Below are 20473 nucleotides of genomic sequence, written 5' to 3'. Positions count from 1 at the left end.
CGTCTCTTTCGGATCTTGCCGGTCAAGCCCGCGGTGTCCGGTGCCGTGCATCGCAAGGCGGAGCGGCTCCCGATTACTGGACGTCCTCGGGTGCCGCGACAACGCGGCGAGGTGCGGTGCCGGGCAGCGCGGGTCAGGCAAGATCCGGAAGAGACGGCCTAGGCCCGCTGGGGGTCCGGGCCGTGGCCTTCGGCCTGGGCGGGCGCGGGGGCCCAAATACCCGGGTGCGGCGCCGCTTCTGACAGGGTGGGGGAGTGGATCAGCTCGCTCTGCTCTTCGTACTGCTGCTCGGCGCCGTGGTCACCGTACCGCTGGGGGACCGGCTGGGGCTGCCCGCGCCCGTGCTGATGACCCTCGGCGGGGTCGTGCTGGCGCTGGTGCCGGCCGTGCCCAACGTGGACATCCCGCCCGAGTACATCCTCCCGCTGGTGCTGCCGCCGCTGCTGTACGCCTCCGCCCAGCGCACCTCCTGGCGGCAGTTCGCCGCGAACCTCCGGCCCATCCTGCTGCTGGCCGTGGCCCTGGTGTTCGTGACCACCGCCGCCGTGGCGGGCGTCGCGTACGCCGTCGTGCCCGGCCTGCCGCTGGCGGCCGCCGTCGCCCTCGGCGCGCTCGTCGCCCCGCCCGACCCCGTCGCCGCCACCGCCGTGGCCGGGGCGCTCGGGCTGCCGCGCCGGATGGTGTCCATCCTGGAGGGCGAGGGCCTGTTCAACGACGTCACCGCCATCGTGCTCTACCACGTGGCCGTCGCCGCCGTCGTCAGCGGCAGCTTCTCCTGGCCCGAGGCGCTCGGGGAGTTCGTGCTGTCCGCCGTGGTGGCGCTGGCCGTCGGGCTGGCCCTCGGCTGGGCCGCGAACCGGCTGATGAGCCGGCTCGGGGACGCCACCCTCCAGATCGGGCTGACGCTGCTGCTGCCGTTCGTCGCGTACGTGGTCGCCGAGGAGCTCGGGGGCTCGGGGGTGCTGGCCGTGCTGACGACGGCCCTGTTCCTCGCCGAGTACGCGGGCGACGCCGACGACGTGCTGGGCCGCCTCGCCGGGCACACCTTCTGGGAGATCGTCGACACGCTGGTCACCGGGGTGGCGTTCGGACTGATCGGACTGGAGCTGCACCACGTCTTCGGGGTGGCCCGGGGCCGGGAGTGGGACATGGCCGGCTGGGCGGCGGTGGTGGTCGCGGTGGTGGTCGGCGTACGGCTGGTCTGGCTGCTGCCGGCGGGCTGGCTGGCGAAGCGGCTGCACCGGCGCCGCGACTACGACGAGGACATCCCGCTGAGCTGGCGGGAGAGCGTCGTGATGTGGTGGGCGGGCATGCGCGGCGTGGCCTCGGTGGCGCTGGCCCTGGCCCTGCCCCTGCGCACGGAGGGCGGCGAGCCCTTCCCGGCGCGCGACGAGATCGTCTTCATCGCCTTCGCGGTGATCATGACCACGCTCGTGTTCCAGGGGCTGACCCTGCCGTGGCTGGTGCGGCGGCTCGGGGTGGAAGCGGACACGGACGAGGACCGGGAGACCGAGCGGCGGCTGGCGCTGCGGGCGGCGAAGGCCGCGAAACGGCGGCTCAAGGAGATCGAGGAGTCCGAGGACCTCCCCGAGGACCTGGTCGAGGTGCTGTACCGGCGCGCGTACGACGTCGGAGCCCGGATCAGCCCCGACCTGGTCGACGAGGAGCGGCGGGAGGCCTACGCGAAGCGGGTGGAGCGGATCCGCGACGTCCAGCGCATCCAGCGGGAGATGATGTCCGCCGCCCGGCACGAGGTGCTGGCGGCGCGCAGCGAGCCGGGCTCCGACCCGGAGATCGTCGACCGGGTGCTGCGCCACCTGGACGTGCGGAGCCTGCGCGGCGCGTAACCGCCGGTGACGTGGCTCAGCCCTGGCGCGGGGCCGCCTCCGAGGTGGTGACGCGGGGCAGGGCGTACGGGTGGTGGGCGGCCAGCCAGCCGATCATCCGCTCGCGGACGGCGCAGCGCACGGTCCACACGTCGTCGGCGTCCTTGGCGGTGACCACCGCGCGGACCACGATGGTGTGCGGGGTGGTGTCGGTGACGGCCAGGCCGCAGCTGCGGCCGTCCCACTCGGGGACGTCCTCGAGGAGACGGGCGAGCTCTTCCCGCATGAGGGCGACCGGGGCCGAGTGGTCCAGGTGCCAGAAGACGGTGCCGGTCATCTGGGCGCCGCCGCGCGACCAGTTCTCGTACGGCTTGCTGGTGAAGTAGGAGACCGGCATCGTGATCCGGCGCTCGTCCCAGGTGCGGACCACCAGGAACGTGAGGGTGATCTCCTCGACCTTCCCCCACTCCTTGTCCACGACCACCGTGTCCCCGATGCGGACGGTGTCCCCGAACGCGATCTGCAGTCCGGCGAAGAGGTTGCCGAGGGAGGCCTGCGCGGCGATGCCCGCGACGATGCCGAGCACTCCGGCGGAGGCCAGCACCGAGGCGCCGACCGTCCGCATCGGCGGGAAGGTCAGCAGCATCGCGGCGACGGCGACGACCACGGCCACGGCCGTGAGCACCCGCTGGATCAGGGTGACCTGGGTGCGGACCCGGCGCACCCGGGCGTCGTCGGGGGAGGCGGCGGCGTAGCGGGCGTAGGCCGCCTCGACGACGGCCGTCGCGATGCCGACGAGCAGCCAGGCGGTGGAGGCGATCTGGACCAGGGTGAGGAAGTGGCCCACCCCGTCCGCGTGGGCGGGCAGCACGTCCGCCGGCCGGTACGCGGCCTGGAGCGCCGCGGTGCCGAGGACGAGCCGGAAGGGCAGGCGGCACCGGCGCAGCAGACCCCACAGCGGGGTCTCGGGGTGCCGTGCGTCGGCCTGGCGCAGCAGCAGGTCGAGCAGCCAGCCCGCGACCAGGGTGAGGACCAGGGCGGCGCAGACGACCAGGGCGGGACGCAGGACGTTCTCCATCTCCATGGGGGAGAACGTATCGGCGGTGCGCCCCCGGACTCCTGCTTTCCGTACGAATGGCACGATGGAGGGCATGAACATCATGCTCTTCCATTCGACGTACGGGCTGCGGCCCGCGGTGCACGCGGCGGCCGACCGGCTGCGCGCGGCCGGGCACCTGGTGCAGGTGCCGGACCTCTTCGAGGGCCGCACGTTCGCCACGTTCGAGGAGGGTGTGGCCCACCAGGAGGAGGTGGGCCGCGACGAGCTGCTGAAGCGGGCGGTGCTGGCGTCGGCGCCCCACTCCGACCAGGGCCTGGTGTACGCCGGCTTCTCCTTCGGCGGTTCCGTCGCGCAGCACCTGGCGCTGGCCGACGACAAGGCCCGCGGCCTGCTGCTCCTGCACGGGACGGCGGACCTGGAGGAGGACGCCTCGGCGGACGAGCTCCCGGTGCAGCTGCACATCGCGGACCCGGACCCGTACGAGACGCACGACTGGCTGACGGCCTGGTACCTGCGGATGCGGAGGGCGGGGGCGGACGTGGAGGTCCACAGCTATCCGGGTGCGGGGCACCTGTTCACGGACCCGGGGCTGGAGGACTACGACGCGCAGGCCGCGGAGGAGACGTGGAAGGCCGCGCTGGCCTTCCTGGACACGCTGTAGGAGCACAGGGCACTGCCCCCCGGCGCCGGGCGCCGGGGGGCAGTGCCGTGAGTGCGGGAGAGCCGCTGGATCAGACGGTGCGGTAGGCCGTCCACATGCTCTTCATGCGCGAGACCTGGCCCGCGGTGAACTGGTACATGCAGGAGTCGTACGTGTAGTCCATGAAGTTGTGGATCGGGTCGACGCCCGCCTTGGTGGCGCAGGAGTCGCGGCCGGTCGGGCACTCGTAGGCCGGGCTCTTCTCGGCCGGGGTGTCGGACACGGAGTCGCCGCTGCCCGAGCAGCCGCCCTGGAAGGTGTGGTACAGGCCCATCCAGTGGCCGACCTCGTGGGTGGCGGTGTCGCCCTCGTTGTAGTTGGCGGCGGAGCCGCCGGGCAGCGAGGTGTTGAGGAGGACCACGCCGTCCATCTTGGGCTGGGAGGCGTAGGAGCTCGGGAAGGTCGCCCAGCCGAGCAGGCCGCCGCCGAGGTTGGCGGTGTAGATGTTGAGCGCGTTCTTGTCGCCCTTGCGCAGGGCGTTCTTCATGTCCTTCTCGGCCTGGCTGCCGCTGGACAGGTTGTACCAGGCGGCGTTGTCCGTGTAGTCGGTTCCGGCCAGCGTGAACTGGAAGCCGGCGTCGACGTTGCCGGTGCCCTGGCCGCTGTAGGCGGCGTTGAGGACGGCGAGCTGGTTGCTGATGTCCGTGGCGGTCAGCTTGCCGGCGGTGCCGGAGGTGATGACGTGGACGTACACCGGGATGTTCGTGGCGGTGGCGGCCGAGCCGACGCCGTAGACCTGCTGCGGGGACAGCCGGACCTCGCCGAGCTTCTTCTTGAGGTCGGCGTCCATGGCCTTGACCTGGGCCTCGGTGACCTCGTTGGGCTCGGCCGCGTGCTCGTCCTTGGGCTTGGCGACACGGGCGTTGGCCGGGGCGGAGCCGTCCTCGGCGCAGATCTCGTCCGCGTGGGGGGCGGCCGCGGCGACCGTGGCGGGCGCGGTCAGGGGGGCGAACGCCAGGGTGGAGGCCAGGACGGCCGTACCCATGAGGCGGCGGCGGAGAAGGGGGGATATGCGGGCGACGGCGCGCACGTTGACTCCTCGGCAAGCGTGGTGGGGGGTGAGGGATTTCCTCACGCTGGCCGGAAGTTTATGTGTGCATGTCATCAAGATGGCAAGTACTCGTAGGTTAAAGATTTGTTGCCGATGTGGCGGGTGGGGCTCCTGGTCTGCACCAGGAGCCCCGATTCGCGGCAAATTTGACGGAGGGTCAGCGAACCGGCTGGTCGGCCCGTTCCACCTTCTGGCTGCCGTTCAGCGTGCGGTACGAGCGGGCCCAGGAGGAACTCGCGTCCTGCCGCCGCTTGTCCGAGACCACGTAGTAGTCCATCTGCGAGCGCTCGGCGGTCACGTCCAGCACGCCGTAGCCGTGCGAGTCCATGTCCAGCCACTTGACGTGCCAGTTCGCCGCCTTGATGGCGCCCTCGGCCACGAGCGAGAGGGTGTGTGGCGCCACGTGCAGCATGTCGTCGATGTTGTCGGAGGTCACCGAGGTCACCACGAACTCGGTGGCCGCCGTGCCGGAGCCCGGGTACGTCGCCATGTTCACCGGGACGTCGTTCGCCCACGCCATGTGGATGTCGCCGGTCAGGAACACCGTGTTCTTGATGTTCCGGTCCTTCAAGTGGCCCAGGAGCTCCTTGCGGTCGTCCGTGTAGCCGTCCCACTGGTCCGTGTTGACCGCTATCCCGCCCTCGGGCAGGCCCAGCAGGTGCGCCAGCGGCTTCAGCAGGTGCGCGGGCAGCGAGGCGAAGGCCACCGGCGAGATCATCACCGAGGTGCCGACCAGCTTCCAGGTCGCGTCCGAGGAGGCCAGCCCGGCCTTGAGCCAGTCCAGCTGGGCGCGCCCGGTGAGCGTGCGCTCGGGGTCGTCCACCGAGCCGTTGCCGGTCTTGACCTGCTCCGAGCGGAAGGAGCGCAGGTCCAGCAGGTGCAGGTCGGCGAGGGTGCCGAACCGCAGCCGCCGGTAGACGGTACCCGCGGTGGAGGGGCGTACGGGCATCCACTCGAAGTACGCCTGCTTTGCGGCGGCCGCGCGGGCCGCCCAGTCGCCCTCGGTCTCCGGCGTGTGGTTGCCGGCGCCCCCGGACCAGGTGTTGTCGGCGAACTCGTGGTCGTCCCAGATGGCGACGACCGGGTGGGCCGCGTGCAGGGCCTGGAGGTCGCCGTCCGTCTTGTACTTGCCGTGCCGGGTGCGGTAGTCGGAGAGCGAGACGATCTCGTTCTGCGGCTCGTGCCGGCGCACGACGTACTTCGCCTCGGGGTAACCGCCGGTCTGGTACTCGTAGATGTAGTCGCCCAGGTGCAGCACCGCGTGCAGGTCGGTGCGGGCGGCCAGGTGGCGGTAGGCGGAGAAGTAGCCGGACTCCCAGTTGGCGCAGGAGACCACACCGAAGCGGATGCCGGGTGTGGTCGCGTCGGCCGCCGGGGCGGTCAGGGTGCGGCCGGCGGGGGAGACGGCGGAGCCGGCGGTGAACCGGTACCAGTACGGGGTCTGGGGCCGCAGGCCGCGCACGTCCGCCTTGACCGTGTGGTCGGAGGCGGCGGTGGCGGTGACGGAACCGCTCGCGACGACCCGGGAGAAGGCCTTGTCCTCGGCCACCTCCCAGCCCACCGCGGTGGCCGGGCCCAGGCCGGAGCCGGGCACCGCTTCGGGAGTCGGGGTGATGCGGGTCCAGAGCAGGATCCCGTCGGGCAGCGGGTCACCGGAGGCGACGCCGTGGAGGAAGGCGGGCGCGGCCCCCGCCGCGTGGGCCGCCTGGGCGCCGAGGGTGCCGATCGGCGCGAGCGCGGCCGTGGCCGCGGCGGCCAGGACGACCGTACGGCGGCGCGGGTGCGAAGGGGTGAGATGACTGGTCACGGCCGATCATATTACTGATCGGTACGTGCCGCGGAACAGGCACGGAACGGCAACGGGCGGGCGAACTCCCGGAGTTCGCCCGCCCGTTGCGCGGAGCCCGGCGGTATGGCCGGATCTGTCAGGACATCAGCCCGTCGGCCGTCACTCCGTCAGCCCGCGAGGGCCTTGTCGATCGCCGCGGTGAAGGCCTCCGGCGTCGCCGGGGTCTCGATCTTCTTGCCGTCCATCTTCAGCGTCGGGGTCCCCTTCACACCGGACTCGTTGAACGCCTTCGACATGTCCATGGCCCACCGGTCGTACGTACCGTCCTGGACCGCCTTCTTGAACTCGGCGTTGTCCTTCAGCGCCGGGACGGTGTCCGCCACCTTCAGCAGGTAGTCGTCCTTGCCGAAGCTGTCGACCGTCTCGTCGGGGTGCAGCTCCTTCGAGTAGAGCGCGCCCTTGTAGTCGAGGAAGGCCTGCGGGCTCACGTTCAGCGCCGCGCCCAGCGCGCTCAGGGCGTTCTTCGAGCCCTCGCCCTTGACGCCGTTGTCGATGAAGGTCGCGCCGATGTACCGGAGCTTGTACTTGCCCGCCTCGACGTCCTTCTTGACCTGCTCGCCGACCGACTGCTCGAAGGTGGCGCACGCCGGGCAGCGCGAGTCCTCGTACAGCTCCAGGGTCTTCTTCGCCTCGGGCTTGCCGATGACCACGGTCAGGCCGTCCTCGCCCGTGGCGTTCTTCGGCTTGACCAGCTCGGCCTTGGCCGCCTTGTCCCAGTAGCCGGGCTCGTTGGCCCGCACGACCGCGTAGCCGACGCCGCCGGCCAGCGCCAGGACGGCCACGACCGCGCCGGCCACGACCAGCTGGCGCCGGGCCCTGTCCTTCTTCGCCTGCTGCTCGCGCTCGAGGCGCAGCCGCTCGCGGGCGGCGGCCTTGTTCTTGTGGCTGTTGCGTGAACTCATGGGGGTCTCCGTGGAGGGGTGAGGGGGGACTGCCGTACGCGCTCAGGCGCCCGAGGGCGCGACGCGTACGGGAGGCCCCCGCAGGCCCACGGAATGCGCCGGGAAGCGGGTACGGGCCACCGCGCCGCGGAACACCGTCCGCAGCGCCCGCCCGGTCCGCCCGGGAGCCGCCGCGGCCGAGGCCGCAGCCAGCAGCAGCGGCCGGAACGCGAAGGCGGCGACCGCCCGCAGCAGCCGGACCAGGGCCCGCTCGCCGTGCCGCAGCCACGCGGCGGCCACCAGCCCGACGCCGACGTGCGCGCCGAGCAGCAGCCAGGGCGTCCACGGCCCGGGCGAGGCCAGCAGCGCCGCCGGATCCCCGGCGGGCCCGGCCACCTCGGTCAGCGGACGGCCCACGGGGGTCCCGCCGCACAGTGTGTCCAGGCCCATCGCGCGCAGCGGCCCGGACACCGGCCCGCCCGCCGGGCCGTAGCAGGCGTGCTGCCCGGCGGTGAGGACGGTGTCGGCCGCCAGCTCCAGCGGCACGAGCAGCCCGGCGATCGGGCCGAAGCCCCGCTCCCGGCCGGCCAGCGCGAAGGCGACCGCGAAGACCCCGGCGAAGGCGCCGGCGATCAGCGCGGGCGGCAGCGGCACCCGGGACATGAGCACGTGGGAACCGGCCGAGAGCAGCACGACGAACGCGCTGAACAGCGCGGCCCGCAGCCCCCGGATCCTCACCCCAGACATGTCCATCGTCGCGAGTGTGCCATGACTTCCTGTGGAAGAGGGCCCCCGGCCCTGTGAATCGAGGCCCCGCACCCCCTGCGCCCCATGGCTTACGACATGATCCGGCCGTTGCGGAAGAGGTCCACGAAGATCTGGTGGTCGGCGCGGGCCCGGGCGCCGTACGCGTGGGCGAAGTCCACCAGCAGCTCGGGGAAGCCCTCCTCGTCGGCGGCGATCACCGCGTCGATGGCCCGCTCGGTGGAGAAGGGCACCAGGGACTGCCCGCTCTCGGCCTCGTCGGCCGAGGCGTGCATGGTGGCCGTCGCCCGGCCCAGGTCCGCGACCACCGCCGCGATCTCCTCCGGGTCGTCCAGGTCCGACCAGTCCAGGTCCACCGCGTACGGGGAGACCTCCGCCACCAGCTGCCCGGAGCCGTCCAGCTCGGTCCAGCCCAGCCAGGGGTCGGCGTGCGCCTGGAGGGCGCGCTGGGAGATCACCGTGCGGTGGCCCTCGTGCTGGAAGTACTCCCGGACCGCCCGGTCGGTGACGTGCCGGGACACGGCCGGGGTCTGCGCCTGCTTGAGGTAGATCACGACGTCGTTCTCCAGGGCGTCGCTGTGCCCCTCCAGCAGGATGTTGTACGAGGGCAGGCCGGCGGAGCCGATGCCCACGCCCCGCCGGCCCACCACGTCCTTGACCCGGTAGGAGTCCGGCCGCACCAGGGACTCCTCCGGGAGGGTCTCCAGGTACCCGTCGAAGGCGGCCAGCACCTTGTACCGGGTGGCCGCGTCCAGCTCGATCGCCCCGCCGCCCGCGCTGAAGCGGCGCTCGTGGTCACGGATCTCGGTCATGGAGTCCAGCAGCGAGAAGCGGGTGCGGGCCCGGGCCGCGCGCAGCGCCCCCAGCAGGGCGCCGTCGGCGGTGTCCAGGGTGAAGGAGGGCGGCACGTCCTCGTAGCGGCCCTCGTGCCCGACCGCGAGCTGGTGGATCCGTTCCCGGTAGGCGGCCGCGTACGTCCGCACCAGGGCGCTGATCTGCTCGTCGCTGAGCGCCTTGGTGTAGCCGATCAGGGCGACGGAGGCGGCGAAGCGCTTGAGGTCCCAGGTGAAGGGACCCACGTACGCCTCGTCGAAGTCGTTGACGTTGAACACCAGCCGGCCGTTGGAGTCCATGTACGTGCCGAAGTTCTCGGCGTGCAGGTCGCCGTGGATCCACACCCGGCCGGTGCGCTCGTCCAGGTAGGGCCCGCCGTGGCGGTCGCGCTCCAGGTCGGCGTAGAAGAGGCAGGCCGTGCCCCGGTAGAAGGCGAAGGCGGAGGCGGCCATCTTCCGGAACTTGACCTGGAAGGCGGTGGGGTCGACGGCGAGCAGCCGGCCGAATGCGGTGTCGAACACATCGAGTATCTGCTCGGCGCGCTGCTCGTCGGTGGTCTCGGTGACCGCCATGGCGGATGCCTCCTGGTGCAAGGGGTGGTACGGCTTCTGACCGACTGGACGCCGGACCTGTCTTCCTGGTTCTGCAACGCACGACCGTACCCGTCGGTGCCCGCGGGCTGTCACTCGTGGGACGTAGGATTCGAAGCTGCCGCCCCTCTCTCCTCAGGAGGCCCACACCGTGACCAAGACGCCGTTCACGCACCTGCACGTCCACACCCAGTACTCGCTGCTGGACGGTGCCGCGCGGCTGAAGGACATGTTCGCTGCCTGCAATGAAATGGGCATGACGCACATCGCCATGTCCGACCACGGCAACCTCCACGGGGCGTACGACTTCTTCCACACCGCCCAGAAGGCCGGGATCACCCCGATCATCGGCATCGAGGCCTATGTCGCTCCGGAGTCCCGGCGCAACAAGCGCCGCATCCAGTGGGGCCAGCCCCACCAGAAGCGGGACGACGTCTCCGGCTCCGGCGGTTACACCCACAAGACGATCTGGGCGGCGAACGCCACCGGTCTGCACAACCTCTTCCGGCTGTCGTCCGACGCGTACGCCGAGGGCTGGCTCACCAAGTGGCCGCGCATGGACAAGGAGACCATCAGCAAGTGGTCGGAGGGCCTGATCGCCTCCACCGGCTGCCCCTCCGGCGAGCTCCAGACGCGCCTTCGCCTCGGCCAGTTCGACGAGGCCCTGAAGTCGGCCTCCGAGTACCAGGACATCTTCGGCAAGGACCGCTACTTCCTGGAGCTGATGGACCACGGCATCGAGATCGAGCGCCGGGTCCGCGACGGGCTGCTGGAGATCGGCAAGAAGCTCGGCATCCCGCCACTGGTCACGAACGACTCGCACTACACGTACGCGCACGAGGCCGCCGCCCACGACGCCCTGCTGTGCATCCAGACCGGCAAGAACCTCTCGGACCCGGACCGCTTCCGCTTCGACGGCTCCGGCTACTACCTGAAGTCGACCGACGAGATGTACGCGATCGACTCCTCGGACGCCTGGCAGGAGGGCTGCGCCAACACGAAGCTGGTCGCGGACCAGATCGACACCGAGGGCATGTTCACCTTCCGGAACCTGATGCCGAAGTTCGACATCCCGGAGGGATACACCGAGGTCACCTGGTTCCGCGAGGAGACCATGCGGGGCATGCACCGCCGCTTCCCCGGGGGCATCCCCGAGGACCGCATGCGCCAGGTCGAGTACGAGATGGACACGATCATCTCGATGGGCTTCCCGGGCTACTTCCTCGTGGTCGCCGACTTCATCATGTGGGCCAAGAACCAGGGCATCGCGGTGGGCCCCGGCCGAGGCTCCGCGGCCGGCTCGATCGTCGCGTACGCCATGGGCATCACCGACCTCGACCCGATCCCGCACGGCCTGATCTTCGAGCGCTTCCTGAACCCCGAGCGCGTCTCCATGCCCGATGTCGACATCGACTTCGACGAGCGCAGGCGCGTCGAGGTGATCCGGTACGTCACGGAGAAGTACGGCCAGGACAAGGTCGCCATGATCGGCACCTACGGCACCATCAAGGCCAAGAACGCGATCAAGGACTCGGCCCGCGTCCTCGGCTACCCGTACGCCATGGGCGACCGCCTCACCAAGGCCATGCCCGCCGACGTCCTCGGCAAGGGCATCCCGCTCTCCGGCATCCTCGACCCCTCGCACCCCCGCTACAGCGAGGCCGGCGAGATCCGCAGCATGTACGAGAACGAGCCCGACGTGAAGAAGGTCATCGACACCGCCCGCGGTGTGGAGGGCCTCGTCCGCCAGATGGGCGTGCACGCCGCCGGCGTGATCATGTCCAGCGAGCCGATCGTGGACCACGTCCCGGTCTGGGTGCGGCACACCGACGGCGTCACCATCACCCAGTGGGACTACCCGAGCTGCGAGTCGCTCGGCCTGCTGAAGATGGACTTCCTCGGCCTGCGCAACCTCACGATCATGGACGACGCCGTCAAGATGGTGAAGGCCAACAAGGGGATCGACATCGACCTCCTGGCCCTCCCGCTCGACGACCCCAAGACCTTCGAACTGCTCGGCCGGGGCGACACCCTCGGCGTGTTCCAGTTCGACGGCGGGCCCATGCGCTCCCTGCTGCGCCTGATGAAGCCCGACAACTTCGAAGACATCTCCGCCGTGTCCGCGCTCTACCGCCCGGGCCCGATGGGCATGAACTCCCACACGAACTACGCCCTGCGCAAGAACAAGCAGCAGGAGATCACCCCGATCCACCCCGAGCTGGAGAAGCCGCTCGAGGAGGTGCTCGCGGTCACCTACGGCCTGATCGTCTACCAGGAGCAGGTGCAGAAGGCCGCCCAGATCATCGCCGGGTACTCGCTCGGCGAGGCCGACATCCTCCGCCGCGTCATGGGCAAGAAGAAGCCCGAGGAGCTGGCGAAGAACTTCACGATCTTCCAGGCGGGAGCCCGCAAGAACGGCTACTCCGACGAGGCCATCCAGAAGCTCTGGGACGTCCTGGTCCCCTTCGCCGGCTACGCCTTCAACAAGGCCCACTCGGCCGCGTACGGCCTGGTCTCCTACTGGACCGCCTACCTCAAGGCGAACTACCCGGCCGAGTACATGGCCGGCCTGCTCACCTCGGTCAAGGACGACAAGGACAAGTCCGCGATCTACCTCAACGAGTGCCGCCGCATGGGCATCAAGGTGCTCCCGCCGAACGTGAACGAGTCGGAGTCCAACTTCGCCGCCCAGGGCGACGACGTGATCCTCTTCGGGCTCACCGCCGTGCGCAACGTCGGCCAGAACGTCGTCGACTCGATCATCAAGACCAGGAAGTCCAAGGGGAAGTTCTCCTCCTTCCCGGACTTCCTGGACAAGGTCGAGGCCGTCGTCTGCAACAAGCGCACCATCGAGTCGCTGATCAAGGCCGGGGCCTTCGACGAGATGGGCCACACCCGCAAGGGCCTGGTCGCCCACCACGAATCGATGATCGACAACGTGGTCGCGGTCAAGCGCAAGGAGGCCGAGGGACAGTTCGACCTCTTCGGCGGAATGGGTGACGAGGAGGGCGGCGACGAGCCCGGCTTCGGCCTCGACGTCGAGTTCTCCGACGTCGAGTGGGAGAAGTCCTACCTGCTCGCCCAGGAGCGCGAGATGCTCGGCCTCTACGTCTCCGACCACCCGCTCTTCGGCCTGGAGCACGTCCTGTCCGACAAGACGGACGCCGGCATCTCCCAGCTCACCGGCGGCGAGCACTCCGACGGCGCCGTCGTCACCATCGGCGGCATCATCTCCGGCCTCCAGCGCAAGATGACCAAGCAGGGCAACGCCTGGGCCATCGCCACCGTCGAGGACCTGGCCGGCTCGATCGAGTGCATGTTCTTCCCCGCGACCTACCAGCTCGTCTCCACCCAGCTGGTCGAGGACACCGTCGTCTTCGTCAAGGGCCGCCTCGACAAGCGCGAGGACGTCCCCCGCCTGGTCGCGATGGAGATGATGGTCCCCGACCTGTCCTCGGCCGGCACCAACGCCCCCGTCGTGCTCACCATCCCCACCGTCAAGGTCACCCCGCCGATGGTGACCCGTCTGGGCGAGATCCTGCGCCACCACAAGGGCAACACCGAGGTGCGGATCAAGCTCCAGGGGCCGCGCACCACCACCGTGCTCCGCCTCGACCGGCACCGGGTGCAGCCGGACCCCGCCCTCTTCGGTGACCTCAAGGTGCTGCTCGGCCCCTCCTGCCTGGCGGGCTAGGCGTACGGGCGGCGCGTCCGCGCGTACGGAAGGGCCCTGCCGGCGACGCCGCCGGCGGGCCCTTCCGTCGTACGCGCGGGGGCGTCAGTTGTGGCCGAAGCGCTTCTGCTTGCTCTTGTGGGCCATGTCCAGGGGGCTCGGCGACTGGGAGGAGCGCTCTTGCGGCGCGGCCTCGGCCGAACTCCGCTCCTGGGCGGACGAACGCTGCTGCTGCTTCGCGGGCTGCTTCTGGTTCTTGTTCTTGGCCATGGAACGCCTCCGTGGGGGTGTAGGGGCCGGGGCCGCCTTCACATTCACACAACCCTACAAACCGCGCATTTTGGATCATTGTCGAGCGTAGCGGCGGCCCCTGCCGCCGCCGCCCGGGAGATACGCCACGCCGATGATCGAGTTCCGGCCGTCAACACCCTTGCGGTCGGGCAGACTCGGGGAAAACCTGTGAGGACCCCCACGGAAGAGGGTGGAACGCGTGGACCGCTGCGTCGTCCTGGTGGACGCCGGATACCTGCTGGGCGCCGCCGCGAGCCTCCTCGCCGGGGAACCCTCCCGCTCCCGCATCACGGTCGACCACTCCGCCCTCATCCAGGGCCTGCGCGAGCGTGCCGAGGCCGACACCCAGCAGCCCCTGCTGCGGATCTACTGGTTCGACGGGGCCCCCGACCGGGTGCCCCAGCCCGAACACCGCCGGCTGCGCGTCATGCCCCGCGTCACCGTCCGGCTCGGCGCCCTGACCCGCAGCGACGGCCGCTGGGCGCAGAAGGGCGTCGACGCCGCCATGCACGCCGAACTCACCGAACTCGCCCGCAACCGGGCCTGCTCCGACGTGGTCCTCGTCACCGGTGACGGCGACCTGCTGCCCGGCCTCATGTCCGCCAAGGAACACGGGGTCGCCGTCCACCTGTGGGCCGTGCAGGCCGCCGACGGGGACTACAACCAGTCCGAGGACCTCGTCGCCGAAGCCGACGAACGCCGCGTCCTCGACCGCGCCTGGATCACCCGCGCCGTCCGCGCCCGCGACCTCGCCGGGCTCTGCGCCCCGCCGCCCGCCCCCCGCCCCGAGATCGCCGCGATCCTCTCCGCGCCCCTGCCCGAGGCGGCCCTCGCCGAAGCCGCCCGCAACGGCACCCCCGCCACCCCCGAGGCCCGCCCGAACGGAGCGCCCGTACCGGCGCCCGCCACCGAAGGGGCCAAGCCCGTCCCCACCCCGAAGGACCTCGCCGCACTGCGCTCGCCCTCCCCGGTCCAGGCCGCCGCCCCGGCCGGACAGGGATCGCCCACCGCCGCCGGCAGCGCCCTGCGCTGGTCCTCCGACAAGGGGTGGATCGACCGCGCCGGACCGCTCGGGGAACCCGCCGAGACCGCCTCGCTGCCCACCCTCGCCCAGCTCACCAGCGCCGAGCAGCGCTGGGCCGACCGCGAGGAGGACATCACCACCGTCGGCGGCGACCCCTTCGAGGTCGGGCAGGTCTTCGCCCGGCGCTGGATGGAACGCCTCCCCGAGACCGGCCACCTGCAGAAACTGGCCACCATGTACCCCCGGGTCCCGCACCGGATCGACGGGGAGCTGCTGCGCTACGCCGCCCGTTTCGGGCTCCTCGCCCACAAGGACGACCAGATCGACGAGCACGACCGCTACGCCATCCGCGCCGGGTTCTGGAGGGAGATCGACGTCCGCGCCGCGGCCGAGCACGTCGGCGGCCACCCGGCCGCCGCACCCGGGCCGCCGACGACCCCGGCGGCCGAGTAGCGCCGGAAGCCGCGTAGGCTGCTCCCTCGTGAGTACGGGCACAGCACAGGCAGGACCCACCACGGCAGCGGCCGCGGAGGCCGCTTCGGACGTGGTCTGCGCGGTGCGTGACCTGGTCAAGACCTACCCCGCCGTACGCGGCCGGCGCGGCGCCCCCGCCCTGCCCCGCACCCGGGCGAACGACGGGATCTCCCTGGAGGTCCGGCGCGGCGAGGTCTTCGGCCTGCTCGGCCCCAACGGCGCCGGGAAGTCCACCCTGGTCCGCCAGCTCACCGGGCTGCTGCGGCCCGACTCCGGCTCCGTGAACCTGCTCGGCCACGACCTCGTACGCCACCCCGAGCGGGCCTCCCGGCTGCTGGCCTACCTCGGCCAGGAGTCCACCGCCCTCGACGAGCTCACCGTCGCGCTGGCCGCCGAGACCACCGGCCGGCTGCGCGGGCTCGCCGTGCGCGAGGCGCGGGCCGCGCGGGACGGCGTACTGGAGGAACTCGGGCTGACCGAGATCGCCGCGCGCCCCCTGAAGAAGCTCTCCGGCGGACAGCGCCGGCTCGCCTGCTTCGCCGCCGCGCTGGTGGGGGAGCGGCCGGTCCTGGTCCTGGACGAGCCCACCACCGGCATGGACCCCGTGGCCCGGCGGGCCGTCTGGGAGGCCGTGGACCGGCGGCGCCGGAGCCAGGGGGCCACGGTCCTGCTCGTCACCCACAACGTCATCGAGGCCGAGACCGTCCTCGACCGGGTCGCCGTCGTCGACCAGGGCCGGGTCATCGCCTGCGACACCCCGGCCGGCCTCAAGGCGAAGGTCTCCGACGAGGTCCGCCTGGAGCTGGTCTGGCGCACGGCCCCGCCGCTGGACGTGCCCGAGGTCGCCGCGCTCGCCCCGCTGGCCGCCGAGTCCGGCCGCCGCTGGGTGCTGCGGCTGGGACAGGCCGAGGCCCGCGCGGCCGTCGCCGCCGTGACCGGCGGCCCCGCCTTCGCCGCCCTCGACGATTTCACGCTGGCCACGCCGAGCCTGGAGGACGTGTACCTCGCGCTGGGCGGCCGTACGAAGGGTCTGGTCAAGTCGTGACCACCGCTGCCGCCGCCCCCGCTCCGGCGGACCTCGCGCCCCGCGCGGGGCTGTTCCCGGCGCTCGCCGCCGTCTACCGCGCCCAGCTGTCCCGGGCCCGGGTCGCCCGGATACCGCTGCTGTTCGTCGCCACCTTCCAGTCCGTCGGGATCATGGTCCTGATGCGGGGCGTGGTGGACGGCGGCTCGGAGGCGCGGGCCGTCGTCGCGGGCTCCTCCGTCCTGGTCGTCGCCTTCGTCGCACTGAACCTGCTCGCCCAGTACTTCGGGCAGCTGCGGGCCGGCGGCGGCCTCGACCACTACGCCACCCTGCCGGTGCCGCCCGCCTCGGTGGTGCTGGGCGCCGCGGCCGCGTACGCCTCCTTCACCCTGCCGGGCACGCTGGTGACGGCCGTCTTCGGCTGCGTGCTGTTCGGCCTGCCGATGGGCGGGCTGTGGATCCTGGCCGCCGTGGTCCCCCTGGCCGGGGCCGCGCTCGCCGGGCTGGGCGCCGCGCTGGGCCTGCTCGCGCCCCGCCAGGAGCTGGCCACGCTGGCCGGCCAGCTGGGCATGTCGGCGGCGCTGCTGCTGGGCGTCCTGCCCGCCGAACGGATGCCGGACGTCATCGTGTGGGCGCGGGACCTGCTGCCGTCCACCTACGGGGTGGAGGCCTTCGCGGAGACCTTCGCCCCGCACCCCGACTGGGCGGCGGTCGCCCTCGACCTCGGGGTGTGCGCAGCCGTCGGCGTACTGTCCCTGGCCCTCGCGACCTGGGCGTACCGGCGGGCCGCGGTCCGCTGACGGCCCCGCCCGGACGCCCCTTCCGTCCGAAGACCTGGCACGATGTGGGAGTGACCGAAGCCGTGACCCCGCAGCAGCAGCCGACCGTGTCCCCGCCCCCCGGCCCGGAGGCCGCCGTCACCCCGGCGGACATCCGCGACGGGGCCGCCGTCACCCTCGTGGTGGGCGTGTGCGGGGTACTGCTCGGACTGCTCTGGGCATGGCTCGCGCCGCGCGTGCAGTACGTCTCCAACGGCGAGGCCGTCTTCCTGCGCAACACCGAGAGCGAGGCGCGGATCGGCGCCGACGGCACCTTCTTCCTGCTGGCCCTGGGGCTCGGCGTCCTCAGCGCGGTGGGCGTCTTCCTGTGGCGCCGGCGCGGGGGCGTACCGCTGGTGATCGGGCTGGCCGTCGGAGCCTGCTTCGCCTCGCTGGCGGGATGGCGGCTCGGCCTGTGGCTCGACCCCGGTCCGAACGTCCCGGCCGCCGCCGCCAAGGCGGGCAAGGGGGTGCCGTTCGACGCGCCGCTCCAGCTGCTCGCGCACGGGGTGCTGCTGGTGTGGCCGATGGCGGCCGCGGCGGTGCACCTGGGCCTGACGGCCCTGTGGGGGCCGCGCGACCCCGGGCCGGAGGACGACTGGCACCCGGGGGACGCGTACCCCCCGCCGCACGTGCACTCCTCCTGACCGGCGCGCTCCACCGGCGGCGCCCCGGCGGGGGCGCTATTTCGACGGCCCGCCCCGGGGGCGGGCGATGGGCGCCAGCGTCGCGCCCGTGAGGGTGGTCAGCGCCGCGGGGGCGAGCTCCACCTCCAGGCCCCGGCGGCCCGCCGAGACGCAGATCGTGGCATGCCCCGAGGCGGACGCGTCCAGCACCGTACGCAGCCGCTTGCGCTGCCCCAGCGGGGAGATCCCGCCGCGGACGTACCCCGTGGTGCGCTCCGCCAGCGCCGGATCGGCCATCGCCGCCCGCTTCCCGCCCACCGCGGCCGCCAGGGCCTTCAGGTCCAGCGAGCCGGCGACCGGGACCACCGCCACCGTCAGGGCCCCGTCCACGTCGGCGACCAGGGTCTTGAACACCTGGTCCGGGGAGACGCCCAGGACCTGCGCCGCCTCCTCGCCGTACGAGGGGTGCGCCGGGTCGTGCTCGTAGGCGTGGGTGGTGAAGTCGACGCCCGACGCGGTGAGGGCGGTGATGGCCGGCGTGCCCGCCGGCTGCTGCTTCTTCTTCGCCACGGGCTCAGTTCGGGCTCGTCGGGGTGCGGGTGAGGTCCACCGCCGGCAGGGACGGCAGGTGCCGGATCACGGCCGTCTCGGCACGGAGCAGCTTCAGCTCCTCCGCGAGACGGGTCGCGGTGTCCGGGGCCTGGAGCAGCCGCTGCTTCGACGGCGTGTCCAGCACGGCGGCGGCCGCCACCAGGTACGACACCACCGACGGCTCGTCCGGCAGGTCCGCCGCGGAGGCCAGCGACCGTTCACGGGCCCCGGCCAGCCGCTTCTGGTAGCTGCGGAAGGCCCGCAGCACCCCCTCGGACAGGGCGCCCGCACCCTCGCCCGCGTCCTCCGCGAGCTCCTCCAGCTCCGCGACCAGGAACGGCCCCGACGCGTCGACCGAGAGCAGCCGCACCCGGGTCGTGCCGGTGGCCAGCACCTCGAAGCTGCCGTCCTCCCGCTCCCGGATCGTCGCCGCGTCCGCGATGCAGCCCACCCGGTGGAACGCCTGGACCGGGTCCGGACCGAAGCCCGCGGCCGGGCCCTTCTCGGGCAGGGCCGTCTGGTCCGGCAGTCCGGGCGCGGTCGGGGCGACCTCCCGGCCGTCGCGGATCGCGACGACCGCGAACCGGCGCGGCTCGTCCTCCCCCGTCTTCAGCAGCTCGCGCATCATGGCGCGATACCGCTCCTCGAAGACGTTCAGCGGCAGCACGAGGCCCGGGAACAGCACCGAGTTCAGCGGGAAGAGGGGCAGGCGAACGGTGGTCACCTGGCACAGGGTAGTGGCCGGACGGCCCGGGCCGTCACCCCCGCCTCAGCAGCCGCGACGCGCCCGCCGCCACCGTCGTGGCCAGGATCCAGCCCAGCAGCACCAGCGCCGCCGACCCCCACTGCCAGCCGCCCTCCAGCTTCCACTGGCCCTGCTGGCCGAGGTCGATCACCGGGAGCAGGAGGTCGAGCGCGAACAGGGCGGCGTCCCACTGCGGGTGCTCGTCCGCCTTGATCGGCGGCGGTTCGTGCCGCAGGTACAGCAGGGTGCCCGCCGCCCACAGCACCGCCATCCACAGCGCCGCCCGCCCCGGCCGGTACCCGTAGACCACCGTCCAGTCCTGGAGGTGCCCCCACGCCCTGGCCGCCGGCGGCAGCGTGGCCCGCCGGCGGCGCTGCTTGGCGACCAGCACCTCCCGCGCGCCGGCGTCCTCCCCGCCGGCGCGCAGCACGGAGGCGAGCAGCTCGTACGGTCCCGGGGAGTACTCGGGCGTGGCCGCCTCCAGCCACTCCAGGCGGCGGGAGAGCGGGAAGTGGCCCCGGGGCGCGAGGTCCTCGTAGACGAAGCCCTCCATGGACACCCGCCCGCGCCCCGGCCAGCTCGTCGACCGGTCGACGAGCCTGACCACCTTCGCGCCGGACACCACCACCCGGCCCGCCTCCGGGGCCTCCCCGACGAACCGCAGCTCGGGCGTCTGCACCCGCCGCAGCGAGACCTCCTGGTCGGGCAGCAGCTCGAACCGGGCCCCGTGGAAGTCGACCGAGTCGCCGAAGCGGCCGTCGTCCAGCCGCAGCCCGCCCCGGCACTCGAAGGGCTGCACCGGCCCGCCGGCCGTCGGGGTCGTGCTCCAGTCGTACGGGCGGTCCGGGTCGCCCGTGGGGGAGGCCGGGCCGACGGAGGTCAGGTACAGGGTCCGCTCGACGGTCAGGGTCGGGGCGTTGAGCGCGCGCCGGCCGTGCCGGTTGCCCAGCCGCGCTCCGCGCAGGCTCATCGAGGCCCCCACCTTCACCCCGCGCAGGCTCACCTCCCCGTGCGTCTCCAGCAGGTCGCCGTGGAAGTCCTGCGCGACCGCCATCCCGTCGGCGGCCACGGCCCGGCCCCGGCCGTCCCGCTGGACGACCGCCTGGCCGAGCAGCAGGTCCGTGCCGATCTGCGCGTCGGTCAGCCGGATCCCGCGCGCCACCCGGCAGCGCGCCAGGTGCAGGTCGCCCTCGGTGTGCAGCCGGGCCCCCTCCAGCCGGGGTACCGCGCAGTTGTCCAGCCGCAGCGTGCCGAAGCGGGTCTCGGACACCTGGATCTCGCCGTCGAAGCGGCACGAACGGATCTCCACGTACGGGGCCACCGTGCCACCGGACAGATCCAGCCGCCCGGTGATCCGCGCACCGCGCAGCTTCAGGCAGCCGACACGGCCCGGGACCGGCGCCGGCCCGGCGAGCAGCAGGTGCGCCACGACCTCCGCCCGGACGTGGCGCTCCGGACCCCAGGCCGGGCCGGAGTGCGGATCGTCCAGGCCGGCGGCACGGGCGCCGAGGTCGCAGACGGCGCCCGCCCGGAAGCACTCCCACATCCGCTGTTCGGGCCCCGTGAGGCCGTCCGGCGGCCCGTCCCCGCGCGCTTCGGTCATGGCAGCCCCCCGCTGTCATCCACGTGTACGAGAACGCTACGGGGCGGC

At 72.5% G+C, this 20473-nt stretch carries 17 protein-coding genes; 7 read left to right on the top strand and 10 right to left on the bottom strand.

Annotated elements, in window-relative coordinates; translation table 11 throughout:
* Positions 1–254: 254 nt before the first annotated feature.
* Positions 255–1847: a Na+/H+ antiporter gene (locus ACZ514_RS31520; RefSeq protein WP_468697786.1), complete on the top strand. Its 1593-nt coding sequence runs from the start codon at positions 255–257 to the stop codon at positions 1845–1847.
* A gap of 16 nt (positions 1848–1863) precedes the next feature.
* On the opposite strand, the gene ACZ514_RS31515 is transcribed toward ACZ514_RS31520, so the two are convergent.
* Entirely contained in the window at positions 1864–2904 is a 1041-nt protein-coding gene (locus ACZ514_RS31515; RefSeq protein ID WP_469126258.1) for a mechanosensitive ion channel family protein, read from the bottom strand.
* 73 nt (positions 2905–2977) lie between these two features.
* On the opposite strand from ACZ514_RS31515, the gene ACZ514_RS31510 reads away from it, so the two are divergent.
* Positions 2978–3547 carry a dienelactone hydrolase family protein gene (locus tag ACZ514_RS31510; protein ID WP_468166927.1) on the top strand — a complete coding sequence of 190 codons (570 nt, stop codon included), beginning with the start codon at positions 2978–2980 and terminating at the stop codon, positions 3545–3547.
* 70 nt (positions 3548–3617) lie between these two features.
* Here ACZ514_RS31510 and ACZ514_RS31505 read toward each other — a convergent pair whose 3' ends face one another.
* From ACZ514_RS31505 to ACZ514_RS31485, 5 genes are all read right to left on the bottom strand, one after another.
* A complete protein-coding gene (locus ACZ514_RS31505; protein WP_468167366.1) occupies positions 3618–4571 on the bottom strand; it encodes a zinc metalloprotease in 954 nt (317 codons plus the stop codon).
* A 223-nt stretch (positions 4572–4794) separates the two neighbouring features.
* On the bottom strand, positions 4795–6444 hold the full coding sequence (locus ACZ514_RS31500) for an alkaline phosphatase D family protein (RefSeq protein WP_469126257.1): 1650 nt from the start codon (positions 6442–6444) through the stop codon (positions 4795–4797).
* Positions 6445–6593: 149 nt separating this feature from the next.
* Positions 6594–7388, bottom strand: a complete 795-nt coding sequence (locus tag ACZ514_RS31495) for a DsbA family protein (RefSeq protein ID WP_468166931.1) — start codon at positions 7386–7388, stop codon at positions 6594–6596.
* Between the two features lie 42 nt (positions 7389–7430).
* On the bottom strand, positions 7431–8120 hold the full coding sequence (locus ACZ514_RS31490) for a hypothetical protein (protein WP_468166933.1): 690 nt from the start codon (positions 8118–8120) through the stop codon (positions 7431–7433).
* An 83-nt stretch (positions 8121–8203) separates the two neighbouring features.
* The gene (locus ACZ514_RS31485) at positions 8204–9538 is read right to left on the bottom strand and encodes a DUF2252 domain-containing protein (protein ID WP_468166935.1); all 1335 of its coding nucleotides are present in this window, start codon (positions 9536–9538) and stop codon (positions 8204–8206) included.
* Between the two features lie 169 nt (positions 9539–9707).
* Between ACZ514_RS31485 and dnaE the strand changes: the two genes are divergently transcribed.
* Positions 9708–13250 carry a DNA polymerase III subunit alpha gene (dnaE, locus tag ACZ514_RS31480; protein WP_468166937.1) on the top strand — a complete coding sequence of 1181 codons (3543 nt, stop codon included), beginning with the start codon at positions 9708–9710 and terminating at the stop codon, positions 13248–13250.
* An 84-nt stretch (positions 13251–13334) separates the two neighbouring features.
* Here dnaE and ACZ514_RS31475 read toward each other — a convergent pair whose 3' ends face one another.
* A complete protein-coding gene (locus ACZ514_RS31475) occupies positions 13335–13499 on the bottom strand; it encodes a hypothetical protein (RefSeq protein ID WP_467888065.1) in 165 nt (54 codons plus the stop codon).
* Between the two features lie 211 nt (positions 13500–13710).
* On the opposite strand from ACZ514_RS31475, the gene ACZ514_RS31470 reads away from it, so the two are divergent.
* From ACZ514_RS31470 to ACZ514_RS31455, 4 genes are read left to right on the top strand one after another with little or no spacing between them, the layout of a single operon-like run.
* Positions 13711–14997, top strand: coding sequence for an NYN domain-containing protein (locus tag ACZ514_RS31470; protein WP_468166939.1), 1287 nt, complete (start codon positions 13711–13713; stop codon positions 14995–14997).
* 28 nt (positions 14998–15025) lie between these two features.
* Positions 15026–16063, top strand: a complete 1038-nt coding sequence (locus ACZ514_RS31465; RefSeq protein WP_468166941.1) for an ABC transporter ATP-binding protein — start codon at positions 15026–15028, stop codon at positions 16061–16063.
* Complete coding sequence (locus ACZ514_RS31460) at positions 16060–16842, top strand: ABC transporter permease (RefSeq protein ID WP_468166943.1); 783 nt, start codon at positions 16060–16062, stop codon at positions 16840–16842. Before ACZ514_RS31465 ends, ACZ514_RS31460 begins: the two co-directional genes overlap by 4 nt.
* A 50-nt stretch (positions 16843–16892) precedes the next feature.
* A complete protein-coding gene (locus tag ACZ514_RS31455) occupies positions 16893–17507 on the top strand; it encodes a hypothetical protein (protein ID WP_469126256.1) in 615 nt (204 codons plus the stop codon).
* A gap of 36 nt (positions 17508–17543) precedes the next feature.
* Here the strand turns inward: ACZ514_RS31455 and ybaK are convergent, their stop codons facing one another.
* From ybaK to ACZ514_RS31440, 3 genes are read right to left on the bottom strand one after another with little or no spacing between them, the layout of a single operon-like run.
* On the bottom strand, positions 17544–18056 hold the full coding sequence (gene ybaK, locus ACZ514_RS31450) for a Cys-tRNA(Pro) deacylase (RefSeq protein WP_469126255.1): 513 nt from the start codon (positions 18054–18056) through the stop codon (positions 17544–17546).
* 4 nt (positions 18057–18060) lie between these two features.
* Positions 18061–18801, bottom strand: coding sequence for an LON peptidase substrate-binding domain-containing protein (locus ACZ514_RS31445; RefSeq protein WP_468166949.1), 741 nt, complete (start codon positions 18799–18801; stop codon positions 18061–18063).
* A 34-nt stretch (positions 18802–18835) separates the two neighbouring features.
* Entirely contained in the window at positions 18836–20425 is a 1590-nt protein-coding gene (locus ACZ514_RS31440; RefSeq protein ID WP_469126254.1) for an oxidoreductase, read from the bottom strand.
* Between the last annotated feature and the right edge of the window lie 48 nt (positions 20426–20473).

This window comes from Streptomyces sp. NPDC034086, from assembly GCF_055575515.1.
This window is presented reverse-complemented; position numbering and strand designations above follow the sequence as displayed.

Coding starts and splice junctions, on each gene's coding strand:
- ACZ514_RS31515 (WP_469126258.1), bottom strand. CDS start 2,904: ATGGAGAACGTCCTGCGTCCCGCCCTGGTCGTCTGCGCCGCCCTGGTC.
- ACZ514_RS31510 (WP_468166927.1), top strand. CDS start 2,978: ATGAACATCATGCTCTTCCATTCGACGTACGGGCTGCGGCCCGCGGTG.
- ACZ514_RS31505 (WP_468167366.1), bottom strand. CDS start 4,571: ATGGGTACGGCCGTCCTGGCCTCCACCCTGGCGTTCGCCCCCCTGACC.
- ACZ514_RS31495 (WP_468166931.1), bottom strand. CDS start 7,388: ATGAGTTCACGCAACAGCCACAAGAACAAGGCCGCCGCCCGCGAGCGG.
- ACZ514_RS31490 (WP_468166933.1), bottom strand. CDS start 8,120: ATGGACATGTCTGGGGTGAGGATCCGGGGGCTGCGGGCCGCGCTGTTC.
- ACZ514_RS31485 (WP_468166935.1), bottom strand. CDS start 9,538: ATGGCGGTCACCGAGACCACCGACGAGCAGCGCGCCGAGCAGATACTC.
- ACZ514_RS31475 (WP_467888065.1), bottom strand. CDS start 13,499: ATGGCCAAGAACAAGAACCAGAAGCAGCCCGCGAAGCAGCAGCAGCGT.
- ACZ514_RS31440 (WP_469126254.1), bottom strand. CDS start 20,425: ATGACCGAAGCGCGCGGGGACGGGCCGCCGGACGGCCTCACGGGGCCC.